This window comes from Actinomyces sp. S6-Spd3 (assembly GCF_000758755.1).
Classification (GTDB): Bacteria; Actinomycetota; Actinomycetes; order Actinomycetales; family Actinomycetaceae; genus Pauljensenia.
Genome location: NZ_JRMV01000069.1, coordinates 1 through 603 on the forward strand (window position 1 = coordinate 1; position 603 = coordinate 603).

1 protein-coding gene is annotated in these 603 nt (G+C 60.0%); it reads right to left on the bottom strand.

The window, feature by feature from the left end:
* Window positions 1–429, bottom strand: a 429-nt coding sequence (ispF, locus tag HMPREF1627_RS00450; protein ID WP_034500033.1) for a 2-C-methyl-D-erythritol 2,4-cyclodiphosphate synthase, incomplete at its 3' end; no start/stop codon positions are given.
* Window positions 430–603 lie beyond the last annotated feature (174 nt).

The following is a 603-nucleotide window of genomic DNA, read 5'->3' on the forward strand; positions in this document are numbered from 1 at the left end:
AAGCTTGTCGGTGGTTGAAGCGCCAAAACTTACCGGAGCTCCAACAACCTCGCTCATGCGTTGTTCCGCCTCGGACCTACGAGCCCCGATGCGCGGGCGCTCCCCGATGATTTGCACGGACACGTTCACAATCGCGTAACCAGCCTGCTCTACCAGGCGTACCGTTTCGCGTAGGAGCACCTCGCCGCTCGCGCCCGACCACTCTGGTCTTGACGTGCCAAAGTTTGTTCCCAGATCGCCCAGGCCTGCCGCCGCAAGTAAAGCATCGCAGCACGCGTGCGCGGCAACGTCAGCATCGGAATGGCCTTCCAAGCCAACCTCGCCGGGCCATTCAAGGCACGCCATCATCATCTTCCGTCCCGAATCTGCGGGCGCAAAAGCGTGCGTGTCAAAACCAATACCGGTGCGAATAGGTAAAAGCGAAGTCATGGGGCCAGTTTAACGCCGCGCGTTGAAAACGTTATGCCCCATGCGCGCAGGCTGGGTAGGCTAGGGGCGTGAATCTTCATCTTTACGACACCAAAAGCCGTTCCCTCCAGCCACTGAAGCCCGTTCACGAGGGCGAGGTTGGCATCTACCTGTGCGGAGCCACCGTGCAGGGTA